Below are 20,188 nucleotides of genomic sequence, written 5' to 3'. Positions count from 1 at the left end.
GGTCTCATGCAGGGTGTCGATCCGGCCTGGCTGCCGGACGGGGCGTTCCGGCCGATCGGCACCCGGCGGACCCTGATCCGCGGCTCGGGTGCGCTGGTGGACACGGTTCACGGGGAGGTGGCGGCGGCCTGCGAGCGCTTCGGAGGAAGTGTCTCGCGTGAACCCGGGCCCTGCGACCTGGTGGTGGAGCTGGACGGCGACGACGGCTCCGAGGGTTTCGTGCACGGACGCCGTGACGGTTGTACGACCGTCACGGCGTCCGGCGCGCGCGGGTTGCTGTACGGGTTCTTCCACGTCGTACGGCTCGGGGAGGCGGCGTTCCTCGGCGAGGCGCAACCTGCCCTGCATGAACCCAAGTCGGCGCTGCGCATGCTCGACCACTGGGACAACGTGGCCGTGCACCCGGTCATGGGCCAGGTGGAGCGCGGGTACGCCGGCGGGTCGCTGTTCTGGGAGGACGGACGGGCGCGCGGGGACATGGAGCGCGTGCGGCGGTACGGCAGGCTGCTCGCGGCCTGCGGGATCAACGCCGTGGCCGTCAACAACGTCAACGTGCACGCGACCGAGGCACGGCTGCTGACCGACCGGATCGGTGAAGTGGCCGCCATCGCGGGCGCGTTGCGGCCCTACGACATCCGGACGCATCTGTCGGTCACCTTCGCGGCGCCGATGGTGCTTGGCGGGCTGCCCACGGCCGATCCGCTGGACGAGTCGGTGCGGACGTGGTGGGCCGAGGCGACCGCGCGGGTGTACGCGGAGATTCCCGACTTCGGCGGGTTCGTGGTCAAGGCCGATTCGGAAGGGCAGCCGGGGCCGTTCGCGTACGGACGCAGTCACGCTGACGGCGCGAACGCGCTGGCCGCCGCGCTTGCCCCGCACGGCGGTACGGTCCACTGGCGGGCCTTCGTCTACGACCACCGCCAGGACTGGCGGGACCGCTCGACCGACCGGGCGCGGGCCGCGTACGACCATTTCGTGCCGCTGGACGGGGAGTTCGCCGGCAACGCCGTCCTCCAGGTCAAGCACGGGCCGCTGGATTTCCAGGTGCGCGAGCCGGTCTCCCCGCTGATCGGGGCGATGCCCGGCACACGGCTGGCGGTGGAGCTCCAGGCGACCCAGGAGTACACGGGGCAGCAGCGGCACGTGTGCTGGCTGGGGCCGATGTGGGGCGAGGTGCTGCGCTTCGGCATCGACGGGGAGTCCGCTGTCGGCGAGCTGGCACGCGGTGGGCTCGTCGCCGTGTCCAACGTCGGGGACGACCCGTTCTGGACCGGGCATCCGCTGGCCCAGGCGAACCTCTACACGTTCGGTCGGCTGGCCTGGGACCCCGACGCCGATCCGCATCGGGTCCTCGACGAATGGATCCGGCTCACCTTCGGGAGCGAGCCCCGGCTCACGGCGGGTCTGCGCTCGGTCCTGGACGGTTCGTGGCGGACGTACGAGAAGTACACCGCTCCCCTCGGCGTGGGGTTCATGGTCCAGCCGGGACACCACTACGGGCCGAGCGTCGACGGCTACGAGTACAGCCCGTGGGGCACCTACCACTTCGCCGACCGTGACGGCGTCGGTGTCGACCGGAGCGTGGCGGGCGGGACCGGGTACGCGGGGCAGTACGCCAAGCCGTGGGCCGAGGTCTACGAGTCCCCGGAGACCTGCCCGGACGAGCTGCTGCTGTTCTTCCACCACGTGTCGTACAAGCACATGCTGCACAGCGGCAAGACGGTGATCCAGCACATCTACGACACGCACTTCGAAGGCGTGGCGGAGGTGGAGGCGGCCCGGGAGGTGTGGGCCTCACTGGTGGACCTCGTGGACCCGGAGCGCCACGCAAGGGTGACGGAGCGGTTCGAGGAGCAGCTCCGGAGCGCCCGCGAGTGGCGCGATCAGGTCAACAGCTATTTCTTCCGGAAGTCGGGGGTGCCGGACGAGCGGGGGCGGACCATCTTCTGAAGCCGCCTATGGGAGGCGCAGGACCGCGACGCCCCGTGGGTCGAGGGTCACAGGCGCCCCGGCCTCCGCCACTTTGCCGCTGAGCAGGTCGGTCGCGGTCGCGTGAGCAGTCAGCTGAAGAGGCTCCGCCGTGTGGTTGAGGAGGAAGAGCAGGCGGGTTCCGTCGGGGGCCACTCGGGTGGCCGTCTCCAGGCCCTCGTGGTCGGCGTACGGGCCGACGAGGTCGTGGCGGGACAGGACGCGGCGGACCACCTGGTCCACACCGGGCTGGTCGAGGGCCGTGGCGACGTACCAGCCCTCGCCCCGCCCGTACCGGTTGCGGGTGACGGCGGGGGTCCCCGCGTAGAAGTCGGAGCCGTAGGTGGCGACCGACTCGGCGCCCCGGAGCCGCACGATCTCGAAGACGAGCCGTCCCTCCGAGGCGAGTTCCGGGACGGGCTGGGCGAACTCGGCCGGGCGGGAGTCCCATTCGTCGATGCGGATGCCCATCAGGGGCGCGAGGGGGCCGGGGACGTCGGCGAGAAAGGCCCGGTCGTGTGCGTCGACGCGGCCGGAGAGGAAGGTGGCGAGGACCGTGCCGCCGCGTTCCGCCACCGCTTCGAGGCGGGTGGCGAGATCGCCCTTGACCATGTGCAGGGCGGGGGCGAGGACCACGTCGTACGGGGTGAGGTCGGCGGTGTGCGCGACGACGTCCACGTCGGCGCCTGCCGCGCGGGCGGCCCGGTAGTAGGCGTGGACCACCTCCTGGTACCTGACCAGCCGGGAGGGGCCGTCGGAGATCTCCAGGGCCCACCAGCTGTCCCAGTCGAAGAGCAGGGCGGTGCGGGCGGGCGTACGGGCGCCGAGGGAGGCGTCGCCGAGCAGCTGCAACTCCGCACCCAGTGCGGCCACTTCCTGGAAGACACGGGTGTCGTCGCGACCGGCGTGGCCGATGACCGCCCCGTGGTACTTCTCGCAGGCTCCCCGCGAGGCGCGCAGCTGGAAGTAGAGGGCCGCGTCGGCGCCGTGGGCGATCGCCTGGAAGGTGGCCAGGCGCAGCTCCCCCGGTCTGCGCAGGGGGTTGACGTCACGGCATGCTGTCGTGGACGGGGTCTGCTCCATCAGCCAGAAGGGGGCGCCGTCCTTGAGGCCGCGCATCAGGTCGTGGGCCAGGGCGGCCCAACTCGGCGGGGCGTCGAGGGGCGGGTAGCTGTCCCAGGACGCGAAGTCGAGGTGGGGTGCCCAGCGGTGGTAGTCGAGGGGGCGAAACATGCCCATGAAGTTGGTCGTGACGGGGGTGACCGGATCATGGGCGCGGATCACCTCCTTCTCGGCGAGGAAGCAGCCGAGCAGCGCGTCGGTGGTGAAGCGGAAGTAGTCGAGCGTGATGCCCTGGAAGGCGGTGTGGTCGGGGCCCCGCCAGTGCTCGGTGAGGGCGCTGGGCGGCTCGATCTCCTCGAAGTCGGTGTAGCGGTGCGACCAGAACGTCGTCCACCAGGCGTCGTTGAGGGCGTCGAGGGTGACGTACCTGTCCCGCAGCCAGTCCCGGAAGGCGTCGGCGCACAGGTCGCAGTAACAGACGCCGCCGTACTCGTTGTTGATGTGCCAGGCGAGCAAGGCCGGGTGGTCCGCGTGCCGTTCGGCGAGTCGTGCCGCCAGCTCCGTGGCCAGTCTGCGGTACGCCGGTGAGCTGGGGCAGAAGTTGTGGCGTTGCCCGTAGCGGTGTCGGCGGCCCTCGAAGTCGGTGCGGTTGACCTCGGGATACCGGTGCGCGAGCCAGGGCGGCAGGGCGGCCGTACCGGTGGCCAGACAGACCTGTCGGCCCTCGGCCGTCGCCCGGTCCAGGACGCGGTCCAGGACCGTGAAGTCGTAGGTGTCCTCGGCGGGTTGGGTGAGCGACCAGGAGAAGACGCCGACGGTGAGGGTGTCGATGGCGGCCCGGGTGAACAGGTGGTGGTCCGCGTCCCAGACCTCCTCGGGCCACTGCTCGGGGTTGTAGTCGCCGCCGTAGGGGATCTTGGAGCTCGACGGGCTCATGCGGTGAAGTCCTCCTGGGTCTCGGCGATCACCGGGCGGCTGCTGTGCAGCAGGGACAGCAGCAGCGGGGCCGCCAGCAGGGCGGGCAAGGCCTCGGTCAGTACGGCGGTCCCGGCGGCGGTCAGGACGAGCAGCGAGGCGGCGCCGAGGGTAGCGCGGCCGTGCCGGAACAGGAAGTGACCCGCGAGGCGTGCGGTGTCGCGCGCCCGGAACGCGAACAGGGCGGTGAGCACGAGTGCGTGTGCGCCCCAGAGAAGCGAGCCGACGCCGATCGCCGCGAGCAGCACCGCCCACCAGCCGGGCAGGCCGGTGGCGGTGAAGTGGGTCAGCGTGAACGCGATGACCGTCAGCCACGCCAGCAAGGGTGCCCACAGCTTCAGGGCGGGGACGGCGTTGAGCCGCCAGCCGCGCCGGTACGCCCGCGCCGGGTGGAGGTCGGCGAGGTCGCGGTCGCGGTGGTCGAGGGCGTACAGAGCGGCGGCCGTGGCGGGGCCGAGGGGCAGCAGGCACACGGCGGCCAGGGGGAGGTTGGCGGGGGCCGGGCCCAGCAGGAGCAGACCCGCCAGGCCCGGAGAGGCGGCGACGAGGAGCAGGACCTCGACGGTGACGAGGGTGTGGATGAGGGCTGCGGCACGGGAGAGGGAGCCCTGGCCGAAGGAGGTGCCGGCGGGTGAAGGCGGGGGCTCGTGGGTCTCCTGTCGTCGCCCTGCGGGTCGGCCGGGTGGGGCGGTGTCGGGTCGGTCGGTGGCCGTGGTGTCGTGGGCCCCGGCCCGGGTGCGGCCGGCTGTCGCCCGCACGCGACTGTCCCCGTTCACCCCGTTCACTGCGGCTCCCTGCCCAGCAGTCGGCGTTCGTCCCACCAGTCCGGTGCCTCCTCCACGACCGGACTCACCTCCACGAGCGTGATCTCGTGGCGGGCCAATGTCAGGTCCAGTTCGGTCCGGTCGTCCTCGACCCGCAGCCTCAGGTGCTGTCGGCCCGGCTCGGCGGCCTCGTGGAGTACGTCGAGCTGGTGCCGGCCGGGTGAGCGCGGGCTGCCCATTCGCTGCCAGGCGGTGCGGGCGTTGCCGTGCTCCTCGTCGACCACGGACCGCCGTACGAAAGCCTCCCGTGCGCCCCGCACCGGCACCGACAGGCGCAGCCGGTGCCGCTCGGGCCCTGGCGTCTCCCCGCTCGCGTCGACCGGAGCCCAGGCGAGGACGGTCACCCGGCCGTCGGGATGCCGGGTGGCCAGGTGGTCGGCGCCCCGGGTGAGCAGCTCGGGGCCCATGCGGGCCATGAAGGAGTAGAGGTGGTACGTCGGTTTCCTGATCTGCCGGTGGGTGAGCAGGCCGAAGCCGCCGTGGAAGAGAGCCGTGGGAGGCCCCTCCTCCTCGAACATGTCGCTGAAGGTCCAGTACGAGAAGGAGTCGACGTGGTCGCCGCCGCGGGCGAGGACCGGTGCCAGGTACGCCGCGTGGAAGGCGGTGTCGTGGACCGGGTTGTCGGGGCGGTAGGAGGAGTTGAACTCCGTGATGTGGACGGGGAGTCCGGCGAGCCGGGTGCCCTTCAGCCGTTCGCGGGGTGTTGCGAACTGGTCCAGGAGGTCCTCGGCGGGTGCCAGGATCTGGTGGGTGCCGAAGGGGACGTGCTGGGCGGGGCCCGAGGTGTAGGCGTGCTTCGACACGAAGTCGACCGGGACGTCGCGTTGTGCGGCGAACTCGGCGAAGCGGTCCAGCCACTCGTCGGAGGCCGGTGAGATCGCGGGGCCGCCCACCTGGAGATCCGCGTCCACCTCCTTCACCGCGCCCGCCGTCACCTCGTAGAGGCGGTGGTACGCCTTCTCGTCCGCGCCCTCCCAGAAGTCGCGCAGGTTGGGCTCGTTCCACACCTCGATGGGCCAGGTGCGCACCTCGGCGAGACCGTACCGGTCGACCAGGTGCCTGAGGGTCGCCCGGACCAGGTCCGCCCACTCCCCCATGTCCCGGGGCGGGGTGACGTTCGCCTGCCACCAGAACACCGTCTGCTTCCCCGACGCCAACTCCGAGGGCATGAAGCCGAGTTCGAGGAAGGGCCGGATGTCGATCTCCAGACAGGCGTCGACGACCTGGTCGACGTAGGTGAAGGAGTGGCGGACACCTCGGACACCCTCGGGCCACTCGTACGGCCGGTACACGCCCATGCCGTCGCTCAGCAGGCCGTGCCCGCGGATGTACCGGAAGCCGATCTCGCGCTGTAGCAGCTTCAGGGAGTCCTGGTAGTCGCGGCGCAGGGCGAGTTCGATCCTCCCGGTGCCGACGCAGTGGCGCCAGGCGTCGGAGAAGGGGCCGGAGGGCTCGGCGGGGACGCGGTGGATCACGCGTTCTCCTTCTTGAACCGGTCGTGCGCCTTGTTGTGCAGGTCGACGAGCTGCTGCATGTTCTTCGCCTTCAACTCGGATATGTACGCGTCCCATTCGGACATCGGGCGCTTGCCGAGCACGAACTGGAGGGTGTTCTGGATGGCGTGGTCCTTGAGCGGGGTGTCCCAGAGCGTCGCCTGCTCCTGCTCGAAGGACTGCAGGGGGTGGGCCGGGTCGACGGGCAGTTCCCTGCGCTGGGACATGACGTCCTGGAACTTCTTCTCGTCCGGGCTGAAGTTGGAGGACACCAGCTCCCAGCTGCCGCCGTAGGTGAACACGCCGTTGAAGAAGCCGAAGTCCTTCTGGAGGTCCTTCGGGGCGTCCGGGTCGGATCCCATCAGCGAGATGCCGGGCTTCAGCGTGTAGGTACCGCCGGACTCGGTGTAGGTGACGCCCGCCACGCCCCACTTGCAGAACTTCTGGCCCTCGTCGGAGTACCAGAGCCAGTCCACGAACTGCATCATCGCCACGAAGTCGGCGCTCTTGAGGGCCTTGCTGGAGATCATGACGCCGTTCTCCAGCCGGATGCCGCTCAGCAGGATCGGTCCCGCCGGGCCGAGGGGCACCGGGATCATCTCGATCGTCGAGCCCTTGACCTGCTTGCCCAGGTTGTAGCGGTAGTTCTGCACCAGCTCCTGCGGATTGGCGCTGATCGCATACGACTTCTCGGCCAGCAGCTTCTGCACGGCCTGGTCGTCCTGCTGGGTGAAGCTCTCGGGGTCGAGGAGCTTCTCGGCGACGATCTTTCTCAGGTACTCGATCATCTGCCGGTAGGCGTCCTGGGCCGCGGTGAAGACGAACTTCTGCGCCTTGGTGTCGTAGCTGATGTTGTCGTACGTCCAGCCGGCCTTAACCCCGTAGGCCTGACCGAGGTACTGGAACAACGCCCCGCACGGGAAGGGGGTGTTGGTGCTCCAGCGGTCGGTCCACGGGTACTTGTCGGGGTACTCCGTCTTGAGCGCCTTGAGGACGTCGTACACCTCGTCCCAGGTCTTCGGCAGGCTCAGTCCGTGCTTGTCGAGGACGTCCGTGCGGAAGGAGAGCGAGTAGCCGGACTTGGGCTTCTCGTGCAGGCCCGGGAGCAGGTAGTACTTGCCGTCGGACTGGCGGATGGAGTCGAGTTCGGGCTCGAGCTTCCACTTCTTCACCTTGGCACGGAAGTTGGGCATCAGGTCGACGTACTCGCTGACCGGGAGGATGGCGCCCGAGGACACGAAGGCGACCTCGCCGGGGTGGTACGTCTTCGGGATGATGAAGGGGGCGTCGCCCGAGCCGATGAGGACGCTGCGCTTCTTCTCGTAGTCGGCGAGCGGGACGTCCAGGGGCTTGATGGTGACCCCGGTGCGCCGGGTGACCTCCTTCCAGAACAGCCAGTTGTTCTTGAGCGGGTAGACCGGGTTGTCGTTGTGCAGCATGGAGAAGGACAGCGCCTTGGTGGCCTTGAACTGCTGGCCGGCCTGGTACTCCTTCATCGCGCCGTTCTGCTTCTTGGACAGGTCCTTGGAGTCGCCGCCGTCATCGCCGCTGCCGCAGCCGGTGAGGCCGGCGAGGCCGATGAATCCCGCGGCGGCCAGGATCTGACGTCGCGACAGCTGTCCGGTGTTCTCCACGGAGACTCCTTTGTTCCGTAAGTGAGGTGACGCACTGTCAGCCCTTGACCGCGCCGAGCATCACGCCCGAGACGAAGAAGCGCTGGACGAACGGGTACACGCAGATGATCGGCAGCGCGGTGAGCACGATCGTGACCGCCTGGATGCTCGCGCCGACCTGGCTGAGCTCCGCGGTGCCCGCGCCCGCGTTGCCGCCACCGGTGGCGCCGGCGATGAGGTTGCGCAGATAGACGGTGACCGGCATCAGGTCCGAGTGGTCCAGGTAGAGGAACGCGCTGAACCAGGAGTTCCAGAAGGACACCGTGTAGAAGAGCACCATGGTCGCCACGACCGCCTTGGACAGCGGCAGCACGATCCTGAAGAGGATGCCGTAGGTGTTCAGGCCGTCGATCTGCGCGGCCTCCTCCAGCTCGGCCGGCAGGCTCTCGAAGAATGCCTTCATCACCAGCAGGTTGAAGACGCTGATCGCGTTGGGCAGCGCGATGGCCCAGACGCTGTTCTTCAGCCCGAGTTCGGTGACCAGGATGTAGTTGGGGATCAGTCCGCCGGTGAAGAACATCGTGAACACGGCGATGCCGACGAGCACCCCGCGCCCCCTGAGGTGCTTCTTCGACAGGACGTAGGCGTAACAGGTCGTCAGGACCATGGCCACGGCGGTGGAGACGACCGTGTAGAAGACGGTGTTGCCGTAGTTCCGCCAGAACATCGAGTCCTGGAAGACGATCCGGTACGTGGTGAGGTTGAACCCCTTGGGCCACAAGGTCACTTCACCAGCCCGGATCTGCCGTTCCCCGCTGAAGGACCGCGCGACGATGTTGACGAAGGGGTACAGGGTCACGAGCACCACGAGGGTGAGGATCACCCCGTTGACGCCCTGGAACACCCGGTAGGAACGGCTCGGCTTCACCACAGGCTGGTCCCCACTGTGCGGCGCGAGAGCGTGTTGGCGGTGGTGATGAGGACCAGCCCGATGACCGCCTCGAACAGGCCGATGGCGGCCGCGTAGCTGAAGCTGTTGGACTCGACACCGGCCCGGTAGACGTAGGTCGAGATCACGTCGGCGGTCGGATAGGTCAGCGGATTGTACAGCAGCAGGACCTTCTCGAAGCCGACCGCCATGAACGTGCCGACGTTGAGGATCAGCAGCGTGATCATGGTGGGGCGGATGCCGGGCAGGGTGACGTGCCAGATCTGCTTCCAGCGGTTGGCACCGTCGATGCGCGCGGCCTCGTACAGGTCCTCGTCGATGGTGGTGAGCGCGGCGAGGTAGAGGATCGTGCCCCAGCCGGCGGTCTGCCAGATCTCCGAGCCGACGTAGATCGTGCGGAACCAGTCGGGCTCCTGGATGAAGCGGATCTCCTCGTGGCCGAACCAGCCGAGGGCGTGGTTGACCGGCCCGTCGGTGGCGAGCGTCTGCAGGGTGAGGCCCGCGACGATCACGATCGACAGGAAGTGCGGGAGGTACGACACCGACTGCACGAACCGCTTCAGGGAGCGCCGGCGCACCTCGTTGAGCAGGAGGGCGAGGACGATCGGGATCGGGAAGCAGAACACCAGCGTGAGTCCGCCGAGCCACAGGGTGTTGCGGAACACCTGCCAGAAGGTCGGGTCGCTGAGGAACATGCGCACATAGCGCAGGCCCACCCAGTCCTCGCCGAACATCGATCCGCCGGGCTCGAAGCGCCGGAACGCGATCACGTTGCCGATCATCGGCAGATAGCGGAAGACCAGGAAGAACAGCAGCGGCAGGACGGCCAGCGAGTACAGCTGCCAGTCGCGGCGCAGGGCCCGGCGCCATCCACCGCGCGGCGCAGGGCGGCCGACGGCTCCGGGCGGGTCCTCGACGCTGGGTGGTGGAGAGGCCGACTTGACGGATGTGCTCATGCTCGGTCCTCTCAGACGGAGGCACGGAACCGAAACTTTCGAGCTCTTACCGGTAACTTCGCGGCAACTTAGGGCCACGAAGAAAGCGCTGTCAATGGGTCGGGGGTGAGATACCTGGGGCAGGAGTGGGGTAGAACAGGGAGGCCAACACCCGGCCCCCTTCGCAAGTTTCACTACTTGGACCGACTCATGCGAGGTGCCCTGTGCCTGCGTTCGACCTGCCTGCCGCGGAGCTGGAGCACTACCGTCCCGATGTCCGGGAACCCCCGGATTTCGACGAGTTCTGGCGTGACACCCTGAAGGAGGCAGCGCAGACGGACGTGTTGGCGTCGGTGCGCCCGGAGGAGAGCGGGCTGCGGCTGACGCGGACCTGGGACGTCACGTTCCGGGGCTTCGCCGGCGATCCGGTGCGCGCCTGGTACAGCAGACCCGCCGGGGTCCGCGAGCCGCTGCCCGCGGTCGTCGAGTACGCGGGCTACGGCCGGGGGCGCGGACTCCCCCACGAGCGGCTCACGTGGGTGAACGCCGGGTACGCGCATCTGCTGATGGACAATCGCGGCCAGGGCGACCAGTACGGCAACGGCGGCGCGACCCCCGACCCTCACGCCTCGGCGCCGGGCGGCCCCGGTCCCGCCGTACGTGGCCTGCTGGACCCGCGCGCCTACCACTACCGGCGGCTGATCACGGACGCGGTGCGCGCGGTGACGGCGGTGCGGGCGCTGCCGGGGGTGGACGCGGGACGCGTCGCGGCCGTCGGCAACAGCCAGGGCGGCGGGCTGGCGCTGGCCGTCGCGGGACTGGTGCCGGACCTGGCGGCGGTCCTGGTCACGGCGCCTTTCCTGTGCGGCATCCGGCGCGCCCTCGACCTGACCGACGCGAGCCCCTACGGCGAGATCGGTGCCTACCTCTCCGTGCACCGGGGCGTGGAGGAGGCCGCGTATCGCACGCTCTCGTACGTGGAGGGCGTCTCCTTCGCGCGGCGCGCCGCCGCCCCGGCCCACTTCGGGGTCGGGCTGCGCGACACGGTGTGCCCGCCGAGCGGGGCGTACGCGGCCTTCAACCGCTACGGCGAGCTGACCGGCCTGGACCCCCGCAAGGAGATCCACGCCTATCCGTACAACGGCCACGAGGGCGGCGACGCGGTGCAGGTGCGCCGCCAACTCGACTGGTTGACCGCGGTGTTGGGACTCGGCCCCGTCAGCTCACAGCCAGGGTGAACACGTGAAGGTCCGTGTTCTGCGGCAGCTTCACGCTCACGATGCGCTTCCCTTCCGGTGCCGCGAACGGCTTCGTGGCGAAGACGTACGTCGCCACCGGGTCCCGGTCCGCGCCCGACACGTTGCGATAGGCGGCGCGGGCGACGACCTCGTTGCCGTACTGGACGGTGCCGCCGCCTCCCCCGACGGTCCAGTCGGTGAAGGCCAGTTCGACCGTGCCGGTGCTGCCGTCGGTGTAGGTGACGGTGGCCTGGGACTGCTGGTTGCCGTTGACCGCGCTGCCGACGAAGGACAACTGGCTTACTGGTTCATCCAGTTGGACGGACCGGCCGGATGCCGTCGCGTTGTCGGGCCGGCCGTTCGGTGAGTTGGGCCAGGTGAAGGTCAGGCCGTCGACCGTGCCCTGCCGGCCCGGGGTGAGGCCGGCTGCCTCCAGCGCCTGGCGGGAGTAGCTCCAGCCGCCGCCGTCGTAGTCGGCCTCGTCGTGGTCACCGGAGTCGTCCGAGATCCCGGTGTTGTCGTAGGCGGCGAGAAGGGTGCCGGGTGCGGCGACCGTGAGGGAGACGGGCTGTTCGTACGCGGTGCCGTCCGAGGTGACGGCGATCGTGACGTCGTAGAAGCCCTGCGCGGTGCCCTCGGTGGCGCTCAGGGTGATCTCCTGGGAGCCGTCGGCCACCGTGCCCTCGGCGGGGGTCGCTGTGATGCCCTCGGGTGTCTCGACTCGGAAGCGGACTTCGGGGCCGGTGCCGTCGCCGCTCAGGGACAGCGCGCGGACACCGACCTTCGTGCTGCCGCCCGGCGCGATCGTCGCCGTGGTCGGGCCGACACCGATCTGGTACGGCTGCTCGCCCTCACGGAAGGACGGCGGGGCCGCGTCCGCGCCCCAGGCCGGATCGGGCTCGGAGGAGAGGGTGTAGTCCAGCCGGCCGCCGTCCCGCACGAAGGAGGCGGGCAGCCAAGCCGCCTGGCTCGTACGGCCGTCGACCTTCAGCGCGTGGACGTACGGCGCGTCGGCGGCCGCCCCCTGCGCGCGGACGGAGATGTCGTTGCCGGAGGGGCGGTCGATCTCGATCCGCGGGAACAGCGGTGAGGCGAGGACCAGTTCGGACCGGGACGGCACCTGGGGGTACATGCCGAGCGCGGAGAAGACGTACCAGGCGGACATCGCGCCGAGGTCGTCGTTGCCGGGGATGCCGCCCGGCTGGGTCGACCAGAGCTGCCGCATGGCGGCGCGGACGGTTTCCTGTGTCTTGTAGGGGGCGCCCGCGTAGGCGTACAGGTAGGGGACGTCGATCGACGGCTCGTTGTCCAGCTCGGACTTCTCGCCGCCGTTGCCCGTGAAGGCCCAGTCGCCGCTGTCGTCGTGGAAGAAGGCGTCCAGGCGGGCGAGAGCCTTGTCGCGGCCGCCCATCGCGGCGAACAGGCCCGCCGGGTCGTGCTGGACCATCCAGGTGTACTGGGCCGCCGTGCCCTCGACGAAACCGTTGCCGGTGGCCGGGGTGAAGCCGGTGACCCAACTGCCGTCCGCCTTGCGGTTGGCGATGTATCCGCCGCTCGGGTCGGCGGCGATGTCGAAGCTGTTCTGCCACCACTGGGATCTCTTGGTGAAGGCCGCCGCCGTGTCCTTCTCCCCTGCCGCTCGGGCCAGTTGGGAGAGCGCGAAGTCGGCGCCGGACATCTCCAGGGTCTCGGCGGCGCCGCCCCAGGCGTTGGAGACGGACGGCATGTAGTGCAGCTTCAGGTACTTGTCGAGGGAGGGGCGCTGACCGGCGGACAGCACCGGCTTCCCGGCGGACGACAGGTCCTGTTCGGTGGGGACCGTGGCGGCCCGCACGAGCGAGTCCAGTGCGCCGCGCAGGTCGAAGCCGGTGCCGCCGAAGGCGCGGATGCCGGCCAGGGCGATGGGTGAGGGGTCGCCGTTCATGACATGGGTGCCGCTCGCGCCGTGCAGCCAGCGGTCCCACACTCCGCCGTTCTGCCGGGCCAGCTCGTACAGGGACTGCGCCACGTCCGAGCCGGTGCGCGGGTCGAGCAGGGTCAGCAGCTGCACCTGGCCGCGGTACATGTCCCAACCGGAGAAGGTGCCGTACTGGGCCCGGTGGCCGCGGGCGACACGGTGTACCTCGTCGTCGCTGCCCCGGTATCTGCCGTCGGCGTCGCTGATGACGTTCGGGTGGAGGAGGGCGTGGTAGAGCGCGGTGTAGAAGGTGGTGCGTTCGTCGGCGGTGCCGCCGCCGACGCGGATCGCCCGCAGCCGGTCACGCCAGGCGCGGCGGGCCGCGTCGCGCACCGCGTCGAAGGAGCGCTGGGGCGGGTTCTCGGCGGCGAGGTTGGCCTCGGCGCCCGCACGGCTGACGTACGAGATCCCGATCCTGACGCCGACCTGCTCGGTGCCGGGGGCGAACTGGACGTATCCGCCCGCCCCCTTGCCCGCGACGGGCCGACCGCCCTGGGAGAAGCCGCCCGTGCCTCCGGACACCTTGAGGGTGCCGGGGGCGAGCCGGTCGTCCTGCCAGGTACCGGTGGCCGCGAAGGGGCGGTCGAAGTGGGCCGTGAAGTGGACGGTGTAGTAGGCGCGTTGGCCCTCCGGGTCCAGGTAGCCGCAGAAGTTGCCGGAGGTGACCGAGCCGGAGACCGTCCGGGTCGCCGGGTCGATCTCGACCGCCGACCCGGTCGATCCCACCTCGGAGTTGGCGGTCCGGAAAAGCAGGGAGGCGGGCTTGTCGGCCGGGTAGGTGAAGCGGGCCGAGCCGGTGCGGGCGGTGGCGGCGAGGTCGGCGGTGACGCCGGAGGAGAGGCCCACCTTGTAGTGGCCGGGTTCCGCGGTCTCGTCGGCGTGGCTGAAGTCGGCCGCGTACACCGCGTCCTTGGTGTCGCTCGCCGGGGAGGAGGTGACCTCGCCTGCGAAGGGGAAGAGCGGGATGTCGCCGCTGCCGCCCGCGCAGCCCGTGCCGGACATGTGCGTGAGGCTGAAGCCTCGGATGCGGGTGGCGTCGTACAGGTAACCGCCGGGGGCGGCGGTGCGGGTGGCGTCGCCGCGGGTGTTCTCGGGGCTGAAGGAGAACATGCCGAACGGGGTGACGGCGCCGGGGAAGACGTTGCCGCCGTTCTTGGTGCCGATGAGCGGGTTCACGTAGGCGGTCGGGTCGTCGACGAGACCGGGTGGCGACGCGGCGGGCGCCGCGAGGGCGGGGGTGGCGCCGGTGGCCGCGAGAACGGCCGCCAGCAGCAAGGACGTGGGACGGAAACGCATGACGCGGCCCCTCCTCCTTCGGACGGGTCGCGCACCACAGGTCGCACAAGCCGCAGGGACAGTAACGTGCGCCACGCGTATCACGGAAGGGTGCGTACGGCCGGAGGTACGCGCGAGGGGGACACCCGGCCGGGTCCAGCCATTCACCCCAACTCATTTGACATCGTTGTCCGTTGCCGCGGTAGAGTCATGTACAGACCACTCGACAACGTTGTCGCGCGTCGCGTCGTCACAAGCCATGCACCATCCGCGTCGGCCACCACCCCCCTTGCGCCGACACGGCTCGCGGACCCGGTGGCGCACAGTCCCACCAGGTCCGCCCTGAGCTGAGGGTTCGAGCGCGTACTGACGGTGACTCAGCCGACCCGGCAGGGAAGGGTCGTGGCCGTGTCGCCTCCGGAGCCGGTGACGACGTAGCCGAACGTCGTACTCTGCCCCGGACTGAGCGAGCCGTTCCAGTTGGCGTTGTGGACCATCACGTCCTGGCCGGTGTAGGTGGCGTTGCCGTTCCAGAGGCTGTCGACCTTCTGCCCGGTCGGCAGGGTCCAGTCGACCATCCAGCCCAGCATCGGGACGTCGCCGGAGTTGGTGACGGTCACCTCGGACTGGTAGCCGCCGCTCCAACTGCCCGTGGTCCTACGGGTGGCGGTGCAGGTGCCCGGGACCGGCTCGGTCGGGTTGCCCGGCTCGTGGATGCCGGTGACCTCGCCGTTGCCGCCGTCGAAGACGACGTCGGAGCAGGAGTAGAAGGTCTCCGCGCTGTCCGAGCGCTGCCAGACCATGTAGATGATGTGGCGGCCGGACTTGTTCGCCGGAAGCTGGCCGGTCCAGGAGTAGTTGGCCTCGACCGTGCCCGGGCTGCCGTTGAGCGGCGGGTGGTCGACGCTGAGGAACGGCTGGGCCTCCATGTCGTCCCAGGTGAGGGTCTTCTTGGGGTCGAAGCCGTCCTTGGTGACGTAGACGTAGAACCAACCCGGGTGCGCGGCCCAGGCGTTGTAGGAGAAGTCGACCGTCCTGCCCGCGGTGAGGTGGGTGAGCGGCCAGTCGTCGCGGGGGGCGTTGAAGCCGGTGAAGTTGGTGTTGCCGCCGCTGCACAGCTGGCCGTCGGGCACGAAGCCGCGGGTGCGGCCGGCGCCGTCCGAGCGGAGTACGGAGAACCAGTTGTAGAACGGCGTGGTGCCGCTGACCTGTTGGGCGTTTCTGCAGGCCGGGTTGACCGGCTTGATCTCACCGGTGTCGGTCAGCCCGTCCTGCCAGCACAGGAAGGTGCGGCTGGCGGGCTTCATCGGGGTGCCGTGGGCCTCGGCCGTTCCGCCGGCCGTGAGGACGAGGCTGAGGGCGGGGATGGTGGCGAGCAGGGAGACGAGGACCAGGAAGAGGGCTCTGGGACGGGTCACCCTCGATAACCTTGTCAGGATCATGACAGTCCAGTCCGTTCCTTGAGGTACGGGCCATGCGGGGTGTGTGGTTGCCGTGGGGTTGCCGTGGAGTGGGAGCCGCCGACGGGCGGGTTCCGGTCCGTCCGTATGGGAGCGCTCCCACCCCACGTGTTGCGGAAGGTAGCGCGAAGTGGGGTGACTGTAAACAGGGGGCGGGGGGCGGGGGGTTGTGTGGGGGGGGTTGGTGCGGGAGTGCTGGGGGTCGGTGCGGGGGGGTGCCGTGGGGGTCGGTGCGGAGGGTAGGTGGGGGGTGGGTGAGTTGCGGGCCGGTTGGAAGGCAGCGGGTGCGGTCACGCTGGGTGGGGCGGCTGGAAGGTCGGTGACTGGTCGGATGGGGTCGCTCGGAGGGCAGGTGCGGGGCCGTTTCGGGGGGCTGGGAGGCCCGGCGAGAGGTTGGACCGGGTGGGACGGGGGGCGACGGACGCCGGGTCACAGCGGGTGCGGCGGCCGGGAAGCCCGGCGAGCAGTCAGGACCAGGCGGGACGGCGGAACGCCAGAGGCCGGGTCACAACCGGTGCGACGGCCAGGAAACCCGGCGAGCGGTCAGGACCAGGCCGGTCCGCCGAAATCCCAGACGCGGGATCCCACCGGGTGCGGCACCCGGGATGCCGGGCGAGAGGTCGGACCGGGCGGGAACGTCAGACGCCGGGTCACAGCGGGCGCGACGGCCAGGAAGCCCGGGGAGCAGTCAGGACCAGGTGAGGCGGGGAACGCCGGACGCCGGGTCACAGCCGGTGCGACGGCTGGGAAGCGCGGCGAGCAGTCACGTCGTACGATCGCGTGCGGGCGGTGGTCACACCGGGTGAGTCGTCTGGAAGGTCAGTCGCTCCGGTGCGTCTTCTCCTAGGGCCGTCAGGGCGTCGTCGAGGGCCAGGAACTCCTCCCACACCGTCCGGCCGCTCGACTCCGCCAGTCTCCTGACCACCAGGTCCTCCAGCTCCGGTACCCGCTTGTTCTTCCAGATCTTGTCGGCGACGCTGACGAGCAGGTCCTCGAGCCCGATCTCCGGGAGGGTCCAGGACGCGTGGGTGGCTGCGAAGCGGGCGAGTCCGGGGGCGACGCCGTGGGCCAGGAGAAGCTCACGGCCGGCCTCCTCGTGTGCGGAGCCCGGGCCGGAGAGTTCGGAGACGTGCGCGGCTTTTCCGACGTCGTGGGTCGCGGCCCCGAACAGTACGGCCTCGCGGTCGAGTTGAAGCGCCGGGTACCGGCTGGCCAGCCATGCGACGAGCTCGTACGCGACGTCGTGCACCAGTCTCAGGTGGGCCGCCAGACGGGGTGGCGCGGCGAGCGTGCGCAGGAGGGTGGCCACCTCGTCGGGGAGGGGGCGTGGGCCGGGGGCGTGGAGGGCGCGGTGCAGGGGGTCGGGGGCGGTCACGTGGCAAGGGTAGGGGTGGGGGCGGGAGTTGGGGTGATTCTGCCGTCTTGGTGGGGAGGTGCACGCGGGCACGCGAGCGGGGGCGGGGAACGGCCCGATCGGCACGCCATGCTGAACCGGCCCGCCACCGAAGCACTCTGCCCAGCCTCCAGCTCTCGTGGTCCGGGTGTGGCGGCCGACCGGCGGCGGGTGCCAAGCACAGCGCGGGCACCCGGGGCCCGGCCCATAGGATCGGCGGGCGGGCCCCAGGTGCCATGGAGAGCTCAGCGCTTGAGCGTGAAGGTGAAGTCGCTCGAGAGCTTGGCGTTCAGGCGGACCGCCGAGACGAGCTTGCCCTCCGTGATCAGTCTTTCGACCTCCGCCCGGGAAAGGGCGCAGCCTCCGGCGATCAGGCGGGTCGGCCGGACCGGGATCCGGGCCGTGAAGCGGACCGAGACGTCGATCACCTCGCGGTCCAGGTGATCCGATCCGCCGGTGTCGAGACGCCAGGCGTCGCTCCAGTCCAACGCGATGCGGTTACGGCGCCGTACGTCCGGGGCCTGAAGCAACTCGGCGGCCAGGACAGGGTCGTTGTCGTGCAGCCGGTCCAGCAGCGCAGGTCGTACGGAACGCACATGCATCCGCTCCAGGACCGTGAGCTTCGCCGTATCCCCGCAGGCGGTGCAGAGCACGAGGAGCCAGGCGTCGAGGAGCTTGTGGTTCGCGTTGACGCGAAACCTGCCGTCGGCCCGGAAGCGCTCCGACGCGCAGGTGTGGCAACGGCGGAGGACGTGCGGCAGGCAGGTGGGCATGACCACCCAGGTGGTGAGCACAGAAGTACACCGGTTTCAGTGAGAAGTCCGCAGCAAGAAGCAGCGCGGCGCACATGCGCGACGCGCGACCGATCAGCGCTTGGGGGGTCTCACAGGGTGTACAACGGCACGTCCTAGCCTGGGCGACTTGGTTCGGCAGCACGGTAGTGGCGCGCGGCGGCCCTCATCCACTGGTTTTCGCCCGCCGACCGAGCCTGGCGGACTACACCGACACTCCGTTCCCCGAAACCGCCCGCTGCGCCACCCCCGCCTCCATGACCGCCGGCAGATCGATCGTGAACTCGGTATGTCCCGGGACGCTGTTCACCTGGATGTGGCCTCCGTGGGCCGTCGTGATCGCCGCCGCGATGGCCAGACCCAGTCCGGAACCACCGGAGTTCGCGTCGACGCGGGAGCGGGACGTGTCCGCTCGGGTGAAGCGTTCGAAGACGGTGGGGAGGAGGGCCGGGGGGATTCCGGGGCCGTTGTCGTGGACGCGGATCACACAGCGCCCGTCCGCGGACTCCACCGATGCCGTCACCCTCGTGCCGGGCGGCGTGTGCATCCGCGCGTTGGACAGGACGTTGGCCACCGCCTGGCGCAGCCGGATCTCGTCGCCGGTCACCAACGCCGGGACGTCCAGACTCAGTTCGAGCTGCCAGTCGTGGTCGCCGCCCGCCGCCCGCGCGTCCCACACCGCCTCCGCGACCAGCCCCGCCAGGTCCACCTCCGAGCGCTGGAGCGGGCGGCCCTCGTCGAGGCGGGCGAGCAGGAGAAGGCCCTCCACCAGGCCCGTCATACGGGCGGACTCCGCCGAGACCCGGCGCCAGGCCAGCACCGGTTCGATGCGGTCGGGGCCGCGGTTCATCAGCTCGGCGTATCCGGCGATCGAGGCGAGCGGCGTACGCAGTTCGTGGCTGGCGTCGGCCAGGAAGCGCCGCATGCGTTCCTCGCTGCGCCGCATCCGCTCCTCGCCGCGCTGCCGTTCGGCGAGGGAGGACTCCACCTGGTCGAGGAGATGGTTGAGTGCGGCGCCGACCTGACCGGCCTCACTGTCGGGGTCGGTGTCGTGCTCGGGCACCCGGGTCAGGCCGGTGGCCTCGCCGTGTCCGAGCGGGGCGCGGGAGACCTGGGCCGCGGTGGCGGCGACCCGGCGGAGGGGACGCAGTTGCCGTCGTATGACCACCGCGCAGACACCGCCGGCGGCGATGAGCCCGGCCACGGCGACACCTGTCTCGATCATCACGAGTCCGCTGATCATGTCCTGGACGTCGTCCATGGGCAGCCCGGCGAGGACCCGGATGCCTCCGTCCACGAGGACGGTGACCCGGTAGGTGCCGAGGCCGGGCAGGTTCCGGGTGTGCATCGCGCCGTCGGCCCGGATCCCGGCCAGGGCGGAGCGCTGGCCGGTGCTGAGGTCGCGGGGCGGGGCGTCCTGGCCGACGACGGCCGCAGAGACGATGGCGCCGTCCTTGTCCAGCCGGGCGGAGAGCATCCCGGCGGGCTGTCCGGTCTTCCCCAGGAAGATCGGTTCGTCCTCGCGGTCCGGGTGCGACGAGGCTCCCTCCAGGGCCCGTTCGGCGGTGGCGAGGACGCGGTCGTCCAGGTCGCCCATCAGGTAGACGTGCTGGAAGAGCGTCGTGACCAGGCCCATCGCGACACAGACGACGACCAGCGTCGCGCTGACGAAGACGAGCAGCCGCGTACGGATGGACCGGGTACGGAGCGATCGGATACCGGAGAGGGTGCGCATCCTCGTGCTCGGTCGCCTGCTCATCTCCCGTCCTCCACGGCCCTGATGACGTACCCGAGACCGCGCACGGCGTGGATCACCGATGCCGGGTCGCCGAGTACACGTACGGATTCCTCGGTGCGGCCGTGCCCGGGCCCCGCGCGGCGCAACGGTCCCCGGAGTCCGCCCAGGTCGGGCAGCGTCCCGTCGAGCACGACGGCGCGGGGCGCCCAACCGCGGACCGTACGCAGGGCGTTGCGCCCGTCCGGCGCCGGGTAGGGGCGCCCGCCCGCCTTCGTGGCGGCGAGCAACCGCGCTTCGTCGGGTGCGGGCTCGTGGTCGGCGATGAGCCCGTGTGCGTGGCCGGTTCGGGACCCGGATGTGCCAGTCATGTACCGATCGTGTCCCCGCCCACTGAGGGAATCCTGTGTTCCACCTGAGGCTGGGTGATGACCTGTGCCGTTTCGTCCTGGGAACGGCGAAGGGCCTACTTGCGGATCAGGCTGCGCAGCACGTACCGAGACATGCTTCGATTGCCGTT

14 protein-coding genes are annotated in these 20,188 nt (G+C 70.3%); 2 read left to right on the top strand and 12 right to left on the bottom strand.

The window, feature by feature from the left end; translation table 11 throughout:
- Nucleotides 1-6: 6 nt before the first annotated feature.
- The gene (locus ABZT06_RS04675) at nt 7-1,950 is read left to right on the top strand and encodes an alpha-glucuronidase (RefSeq protein WP_355734752.1); all 1,944 of its coding nucleotides are present in this window, start codon (nt 7-9) and stop codon (nt 1,948-1,950) included.
- A gap of 6 nt (nt 1,951-1,956) precedes the next feature.
- On the opposite strand, the gene ABZT06_RS04670 is transcribed toward ABZT06_RS04675, so the two are convergent.
- From ABZT06_RS04670 to ABZT06_RS04645, 6 genes are all read right to left on the bottom strand, one after another.
- Nucleotides 1,957-3,966 (bottom strand): beta-galactosidase, encoded by a 2,010-nt coding sequence (locus tag ABZT06_RS04670; RefSeq protein WP_355734749.1) that lies wholly within the window; start codon nt 3,964-3,966, stop codon nt 1,957-1,959.
- Complete coding sequence (locus ABZT06_RS04665) at nt 3,963-4,586, bottom strand: hypothetical protein (protein WP_355735531.1); 624 nt, start codon at nt 4,584-4,586, stop codon at nt 3,963-3,965. Before ABZT06_RS04665 ends, ABZT06_RS04670 begins: the two co-directional genes overlap by 4 nt.
- A 200-nt stretch (nt 4,587-4,786) precedes the next feature.
- Nucleotides 4,787-6,301, bottom strand: a complete 1,515-nt coding sequence (locus ABZT06_RS04660) for a xylan 1,4-beta-xylosidase (RefSeq protein WP_355735528.1) — start codon at nt 6,299-6,301, stop codon at nt 4,787-4,789.
- Entirely contained in the window at nt 6,301-7,956 is a 1,656-nt protein-coding gene (locus ABZT06_RS04655; RefSeq protein WP_355734746.1) for an extracellular solute-binding protein, read from the bottom strand. The genes ABZT06_RS04660 and ABZT06_RS04655 overlap by 1 nt, the downstream gene beginning before the upstream one ends.
- A gap of 37 nt (nt 7,957-7,993) precedes the next feature.
- Nucleotides 7,994-8,866 (bottom strand): carbohydrate ABC transporter permease, encoded by an 873-nt coding sequence (locus ABZT06_RS04650; RefSeq protein ID WP_355734742.1) that lies wholly within the window; start codon nt 8,864-8,866, stop codon nt 7,994-7,996.
- The gene (locus ABZT06_RS04645) at nt 8,860-9,840 is read right to left on the bottom strand and encodes an ABC transporter permease subunit (RefSeq protein WP_355734739.1); all 981 of its coding nucleotides are present in this window, start codon (nt 9,838-9,840) and stop codon (nt 8,860-8,862) included. The genes ABZT06_RS04650 and ABZT06_RS04645 overlap by 7 nt, the downstream gene beginning before the upstream one ends.
- A gap of 203 nt (nt 9,841-10,043) precedes the next feature.
- Between ABZT06_RS04645 and ABZT06_RS04640 the strand changes: the two genes are divergently transcribed.
- A complete protein-coding gene (locus ABZT06_RS04640; RefSeq protein ID WP_355734736.1) occupies nt 10,044-11,057 on the top strand; it encodes an acetylxylan esterase in 1,014 nt (337 codons plus the stop codon).
- Here ABZT06_RS04640 and ABZT06_RS04635 read toward each other — a convergent pair.
- The 6 genes from ABZT06_RS04635 to ABZT06_RS04610 form a co-directional block, all read right to left on the bottom strand.
- Nucleotides 11,038-14,310 carry a GH92 family glycosyl hydrolase gene (locus ABZT06_RS04635; RefSeq protein ID WP_355734733.1) on the bottom strand — a complete coding sequence of 1,091 codons (3,273 nt, stop codon included), beginning with the start codon at nt 14,308-14,310 and terminating at the stop codon, nt 11,038-11,040. The two genes, ABZT06_RS04640 and ABZT06_RS04635, sit on opposite strands and share 20 nt — an antisense overlap.
- A 356-nt stretch (nt 14,311-14,666) precedes the next feature.
- Nucleotides 14,667-15,731, bottom strand: coding sequence for a lytic polysaccharide monooxygenase (locus ABZT06_RS04630; RefSeq protein WP_355734730.1), 1,065 nt, complete (start codon nt 15,729-15,731; stop codon nt 14,667-14,669).
- A gap of 811 nt (nt 15,732-16,542) precedes the next feature.
- Nucleotides 16,543-17,124 (bottom strand): HD domain-containing protein, encoded by a 582-nt coding sequence (locus ABZT06_RS04625; RefSeq protein WP_355734728.1) that lies wholly within the window; start codon nt 17,122-17,124, stop codon nt 16,543-16,545.
- Nucleotides 17,125-17,387: 263 nt separating this feature from the next.
- Entirely contained in the window at nt 17,388-17,936 is a 549-nt protein-coding gene (locus ABZT06_RS04620) for a DUF1062 domain-containing protein (protein ID WP_355734725.1), read from the bottom strand.
- A gap of 202 nt (nt 17,937-18,138) precedes the next feature.
- Nucleotides 18,139-19,692, bottom strand: coding sequence for an ATP-binding protein (locus ABZT06_RS04615; RefSeq protein WP_355734722.1), 1,554 nt, complete (start codon nt 19,690-19,692; stop codon nt 18,139-18,141).
- Complete coding sequence (locus tag ABZT06_RS04610; RefSeq protein WP_355734719.1) at nt 19,689-20,039, bottom strand: hypothetical protein; 351 nt, start codon at nt 20,037-20,039, stop codon at nt 19,689-19,691. The genes ABZT06_RS04615 and ABZT06_RS04610 overlap by 4 nt, the downstream gene beginning before the upstream one ends.
- Between the last annotated feature and the right edge of the window lie 149 nt (nt 20,040-20,188).

Source organism: Streptomyces sp. NPDC005483 (assembly GCF_040606035.1).
Classification (GTDB): domain Bacteria; phylum Actinomycetota; class Actinomycetes; order Streptomycetales; family Streptomycetaceae; genus Streptomyces.
Note: the sequence above shows the minus strand (reverse complement) of the source record. Positions and strands in the feature narration are given on the sequence as shown.